We start from the raw sequence: 6,235 nt of genomic DNA on the forward strand, positions 1-6,235 counted from the left end.
CAGGGCGTTTATCGCACCCACCTCAACACCCCTTATCTCAATACCATTGCCCCCAAGGACGAAGCCGCCATCCCCGGTGACATGTTCATGGAGCGCCGTATTCGCTCACTGGTGCGCTGGAATGCGCTGGCCACCGTTATGCGGGCCAACATGGATAACGATGATGAGCTGGGTGGCCACATCGCCTCTTTTGCCTCCTCCGCCACCCTTTACGATGTGGGCTTTAATCATTTCTTCCGCGCCCCCAGCGATGAGAACGAGGGCGATTTGGTGTTCTTTCAGGGCCATTCGGCACCGGGTGTCTACGCACGGGCTTACCTGGAAGGGCGCATCAGCGAAGAGCAGCTGGATAACTTCCGCCGGGAAGTGGATGGCAAGGGACTGTCGTCCTATCCCCACCCCTGGCTGATGCCGGACTTCTGGCAATTTCCTACTGTCTCCATGGGGCTGGGGCCGATTCAGGCCATCTACCAGGCCCACATCATGAAGTACCTGCAGAACCGGGAGTTGATCCAGCAGGATAACCGCAAGGTCTGGGCATTCCTGGGTGACGGTGAAATGGACGAGCCGGAATCCCTTGGCGCCCTCGCTCTGGCGGGGCGTGAAAAGCTGGATAACCTGGTGTTTGTGGTGAACTGCAACCTGCAGCGACTGGATGGCCCGGTGCGCGGTAACGGTAAAATTATCCAGGAGCTGGAAGGCGTGTTCCGTGGCGCCGGCTGGAACGTGATCAAGGTAGTGTGGGGGCGCCTGTGGGACCCGTTGCTGGAAAAAGACAGTGAAGGTCTGCTGCGTCGCCGCATGGAAGAATGTGTGGATGGGGAATATCAGGCCTACAAGAAAAACGGTGGCGCCTACACCCGGGAACATTTCTTTGGTGAGAACCCGGAACTGAAGAAACTGGTCGAGCACATGAGCGATGAAGATGTGTATCGCCTGAACCGGGGTGGCCACGATCCGTTCAAGGTGTACGCGGCGTATCACGCTGCGGTGAATCACACCGGGCGGCCCACGGTGATTTTGGCCAAGACGGTCAAGGGTTATGCCACCGGTGCCGGTGAAGCCGTCAATAAAACGCATCAGATGAAAAAACTGGATCTGGAAAGCCTGAAGGATTTCCGCGACCGCTTCGATATGCCGTTCACCGATGAGCAGCTGGAAGAGGTGCCCTATTACCGCCCGGCAGAGGACTCCGCCGAGCTGCGTTACATGAAGGAACAACGCGACAAACTGGGCGGCTATATGCCCGTGCGCCGCCAGAAAGCCAGCCAGCAATTGACCATCCCCGGGCTGGATGTGTTTGCCAACTTTCTTGAAGGCAGTGGTGATCGGGAAATATCCACCACCATGGCCTTCGTGCGCATGATGAGCACGCTGATCAAGGACAAGCAGATTGGTGAGCGCGTGGTACCGATTGTGCCCGATGAAGCCCGTACCTTTGGCATGGAAGGGCTGTTCCGCCAGTTAGGCATTTATTCATCCGGCGGCCAGAAGTATGAACCGGAAGATGCTGGCCAGGTGATGTATTACCGGGAAGACAAGAAGGGGCGCATTCTCGAAGAAGGCATCAACGAAGCCGGTGCCATGTCCGGCTGGCTGGCGGCAGCCACCAGTTACAGCGTCCACGACTTCACCCTGATTCCGTTCTACATCTATTACTCCATGTTCGGCTTCCAGCGCGTGGGAGACCTGTGCTGGGCCGCCGGCGACAGCCAGGCCCGCGGTTTTCTGCTGGGCGCCACCGCCGGGCGGACCACCCTGAACGGCGAAGGGTTGCAGCACCAGGATGGCCACAGTCATCTGCTGGCCAGCACCGTGCCCAACTGTGTCAGTTACGATCCCACCTACAGTTACGAGCTGGCAGTGATTCTTCAGGATGGCCTCAGACGCATGTATGAGGACAACGAAAAGGTGTTCTATTACCTGACCCTGATGAATGAGAACTACATGCACGGTGCCATGCCTGAAGGGGCGGAAGAAGGCATCCGCAAAGGCATGTATCTGCTGCGTGAAGGCAAACCGAAAGCAAAGAAAACCCTGCGGGTTCAGCTGCTCGGCAGCGGTACGATATTGCGCGAAGTGGAAGCGGCGGCGGACTTGCTGCGAGAGGATTTCGGTGTGGCGGCGGATGTGTGGAGCGTCACCAGCTTCAACGAGCTGCGTCGTGAAGGGCTTCAGCTGGACCGCGACGATATGCTCAACCCGGAAAAAGAGCGAGGGCCTAACTGGGTAGAGAAATGCCTGGAGGGTCGCGCCGGGCCAGTGATCGCATCCACTGATTACATGCGCGCCTTTGCCGACCAGATTCGCCCCTGGGTGAAAGCCCCGTATTCGGTGCTGGGTACCGATGGTTTCGGGCGCAGCGACTCACGCCAGAAGTTACGCCATTTCTTTGAAGTGGATCGTTACTTCGTGGTGCTGGCGGCACTGAATGCCTTGCGCAAAGAGGGCAAGGTTGAGGCTGCGGTGGTGAAACAGGCCATTGAGAAATATGGCATCAATACGGATAAACCCTATCCGGTGATGCATTGATCGCACCCATCACTGATTATCGATCAGTGATCTCACTATAAGGAGTTCAGGTGTGAGTAAAACGCAAATTCATGTTCCCGATGTGGGCAGCAGTGATCCTGTTGATGTCATCGAGATCAGCGTGAAAGTTGGCGATACCATTAACGCCGAAGACACCATTATTGTGCTGGAATCCGACAAGGCAACAGTGGAAGTGCCAGCGCCCCAGGGCGGAAAAGTTGCTGCAATCAGTGTCAAGGTGGGTGATCGCGTCAAGGAAGGCGATGCGGTTATGGAGCTTGAGGCCGAAGGCAATGATGAATCCGTAGCAGCAGATGACAAGGGCGACACGGCGCAGGGTAGCGGTGCCCAATCGCAGCCGCAGGATGAGCCGAAAAAGGAAAACGCGTCGGGCGACAGCGCCAAGGTGGACAAGCCGAAAGAGCAGGCAGGAAGCCGCACGGAAACCGTAAAGGTGCCGGATCTTGGTGATATCGATGCGGCAGAAATTATTGAAGTGAATGTGGCTGTGGGCGATGAGCTCGACGAAGAGCAGGTCATCGTGGTGGTGGAATCCGACAAGGCGTCGCTGGAAATTCCGTCGCCGAACGCCGGCAAGGTGGAGTCGGTTAGCGTCAGCGTCGGTGACAAGGTCGGCACCGGTGATGCCCTGATTACATTGGCGGTTGCGGGTGGTTCTGTATCAGCAGAAGCAAGCGAGCGAGAACCGGAGAGTGAAAAAGAGGCTGATGCCGAACACGCCAATAAGGAGGAGAAGGAAACCGGCAAAGACAGTGACACAGGCGCACAAGGCAAGCCGGCACAGAAAAGCGAGCCTTCCTCTTCATCCCGGGGGCAAGTCGCCGACAGTGGGGCGTCTCCGTCCAAACCTGTCCATGCTGGCCCTGCGGTGCGCAAGCTGGCTCGGGAAACCGGGGTGGATTTGTCACAGGTCAGCGCCACAGGCCCGAAAGGTCGTATTCTCAAAGATGACGTGCATGCCTATGTGAAGCAGCGCCTGGAAGGGCAGCCGGCCGGGGGCGCAGGCGGTGGCCTGGCAGTAGAACTGCCGGAGATTGATTTCAGCCAGTTCGGAGACATTGAGCGGGTTGAGTTAAACAAGCTACGCAAGGTATCCGCCCAGAATTTGACGCGTTCCTGGTTGACCATTCCCCATGTGACCCAGCATGACAATGCGGATATCACCGACCTGGAAGCGTTCCGCAAAAGTCAGAACAAACGCCTTGAACGCGAGGGCGTAAAGCTCACCATGCTGGCGTTTTTGGTGACAGCCTGTGCGCGGGCGCTGAAGGAGTACCCGCGTTTCAACAGTTCGCTGGAAAACAGTGGCGAGGCGTTGATTGAAAAACGCTATATCAATATTGGTATAGCGGTAGACACCCCCAATGGTCTGGTCGTGCCGGTGATCAAGGATGCGGACAAGAAAGGGCTGAAGGAAATCGCTCTGGAAATGGGCGAGCTGGCCGAGAAAGCCCGTAACCGTAAGTTGACACCTGCGGATATGAAAGGCGGAACCTTCAGCATTTCGTCCCTGGGCGGTATTGGTGGGACTGCGTTTACGCCGATTGTGAACTGGCCGGAAGTGGCGATTCTCGGCGTGAGCCGTTCGGACATGCAGCCGGTATGGGATGGTAATCAGTTTCAGCCCCGGCTGATGCTGCCGATGAGTTTGTCTTACGATCACCGGGTTATTGATGGGGCGGCTGCGGCGCGGTTCACGACGTACTTGAGCCAACTATTGACGGATATGCGTCAGGCGTTGTTGTAGGGCTTCGCGTCGACGGTCTGGAAAAGACAATTCGCCATGCAAGCATGGCTTCCCACAGTAACGCGCTTGTCTTGTGGGAGGCGATGCTCGCATCGCGAACAGGGCGGCTTTCATGCCGGTTTAGTGTTTCGAGATAAGAATTGCCCGGACGTTACNCTCCGCGCTCCCCTTTTTTCTGTTTCCGTTTTTCTTTGCGTTCTTCCCAGCGCTCTTTGCGGTCTTCTTTAAGCTCCGCCATTTTCTCCTGCTGTTCCGGTGTCAGAATGGCGTTGATTTTTGCCTGGGTTTCATCGTGCAAGGCTTTCATTTTCTCACCCTGCTCCTCAAAGACGCTGGTCATTTTTGCGCTTTGCGTTTCCGTCAGTTCCAGCTTTTTTGTCATGTGTTCGACCATTCTCTCACCGCCCCGATGACCGGGGCCCATGGCAAAAGCGGATGTGGTAAAAACAGCAAGAATAACGATGGCGATCTTTTTCATGGGGCTTTCTCCTTGTGACTCCATTGAGTCCCTGAATGTGATGGGGAGAGTATTGCGGCAAAGGGTGCAAGCAATATGCAGGAAATGTGGAAGAAGCAGTTACTAGCTGCGAGCAACGAGCTGCAAGGAAAATCAAAACCGCAACGACGCCTGATTTGTGCTGTAGGAGATTCCCTTCCAGGGGCCGAACCGTGCGCAGCACGGAATCCCCGAAAGGCGATCAATCGTGCGGAACGCTCGTCTAGCGCCTCGCTTCGCGAGGTTCGACTCCTACAAGTAGGCGGAGGTGTTACGGCGTTTCCAGCCGATACCCCACCCCGTACACGCTGCCTATCCAGTCATGGGATTGTGCGTCGCCGTCACTGAGTTTGCGGCGCAGCTTACGGATGTGGCTGTCGATGGTGCGGTCGGACACCACGCGGTGGTCCTTGTAGATTTCGTCCATCAGCTGGTCCCGTGACCAGATTCGGCCCGGCTGGCGAGACAGGGTGGCGAGCAGGGCGAATTCGATAGCGGTGAGTGCGATGCGTTGCTGGCCCTGGGACTGATTGAGAATAGCTTCATAGCGTTCCTCATCGAGTCGCAGTCCATCGTCTTGCTCGCTGGGTTCGGGATTCGCCCGGCGCAGAACGGCTTTCACCCGGGCTACCAGTTCACGAGGACTGAACGGTTTGCAGATGTAATCGTCAGCGCCCAGTTCCAGGCCCAGCAGGCGGTCCACTTCATCCACGCGGGCGGTGACCATGAGAATCGGCACGTTGCTGTGCTGGCGGATGGCCTTGCACACTTCCATGCCATCGCCGTCGGGCAGCATCAGATCCAGCAATATCGCATGAAAGGATTGCTCACGGGCCAGGGCAATGGCGGCTTTGGCGCTGTCGGTCTGTTCGGTCTGGTAGTGGGCATGTTGCAGGTAATCCGCCACCAGCTGTGACAGGCGCGGTTCATCTTCCACGATCAGGATGCGGCTCATGGCGCGTCTCCCGGTAGCGAGATCTGGATGTGCACACCGCCCAGCGGGCTGTGCTGCGCATGAAGGGTGCCGCCGTGGGCTTCGACAATGCGCTGGCAAATAGCGAGCCCCAGCCCGGCTCCCCCGGTGCGGCGGTTACGGGAGCTTTCCACCCGATACAGGTGATCAAACAGTTTGGGCAGGGCGTCGTCGGGGACGCCGGGGGCGCTGTCATCCACCGTCAGTAACCAGGTGTCATCTTTTTGCCGGGTCAAGGAAACGGCCAGCTCGCCGCCGTCGGCGGTGTACTTGAGGCTGTTCTGAAACAGGTTATCCAGTAGCTGGCGCAGGCGTACCGGGTCCTGCTGGAGCAGGGCCTGATCGGGCAAAGTCGTGCGGCAGGTTATCTCGCGTTGCGCAAAAGCGCCCCGGTAGCTGTCGAGCACGTCCTCGATAAGGCTGCTCAGATCTTCCTGACGGAACTGGTAGCGCAGGTTTCCGCCGT

General features: G+C 57.5%; 5 protein-coding genes. 2 read left to right on the forward strand and 3 right to left on the reverse strand.

Features of this window, described 5'->3' with window-relative positions; translation table 11 throughout:
* Positions 1-2,532 (forward strand): pyruvate dehydrogenase (acetyl-transferring), homodimeric type (aceE, locus tag A3754_RS10475; protein WP_063519631.1); only part of this gene is annotated, 2,532 nt, incomplete at its 5' end.
* Between the two features lie 52 nt (positions 2,533-2,584).
* Positions 2,585-4,300 carry a dihydrolipoyllysine-residue acetyltransferase gene (aceF, locus tag A3754_RS10480; RefSeq protein ID WP_063519632.1) on the forward strand — a complete coding sequence of 572 codons (1,716 nt, stop codon included), beginning with the start codon at positions 2,585-2,587 and terminating at the stop codon, positions 4,298-4,300.
* A gap of 151 nt (positions 4,301-4,451) precedes the next feature.
* Here the strand turns inward: aceF and A3754_RS10485 are convergent, their stop codons facing one another.
* The 3 genes from A3754_RS10485 to A3754_RS10495 form a co-directional block, all read right to left on the reverse strand.
* On the reverse strand, positions 4,452-4,778 hold the full coding sequence (locus tag A3754_RS10485; RefSeq protein WP_063519633.1) for a Spy/CpxP family protein refolding chaperone: 327 nt from the start codon (positions 4,776-4,778) through the stop codon (positions 4,452-4,454).
* A 289-nt stretch (positions 4,779-5,067) separates the two neighbouring features.
* The gene (locus A3754_RS10490) at positions 5,068-5,751 is read right to left on the reverse strand and encodes a response regulator (RefSeq protein WP_063519634.1); all 684 of its coding nucleotides are present in this window, start codon (positions 5,749-5,751) and stop codon (positions 5,068-5,070) included.
* The coding region (locus tag A3754_RS10495; RefSeq protein WP_231880584.1) for an ATP-binding protein at positions 5,748-6,235 on the reverse strand (488 nt) is incomplete at its 5' end. The genes A3754_RS10490 and A3754_RS10495, both read right to left, overlap by 4 nt.

Source organism: Alcanivorax sp. HI0083 (assembly GCF_001635175.1).

Excerpts from the sequence above, each read along its gene's own strand:
- A3754_RS10490 (WP_063519634.1), bottom strand. The coding sequence starts at position 5,751 with ATGAGCCGCATCCTGATCGTGGAAGATGAACCGCGCCTGTCACAGCTG.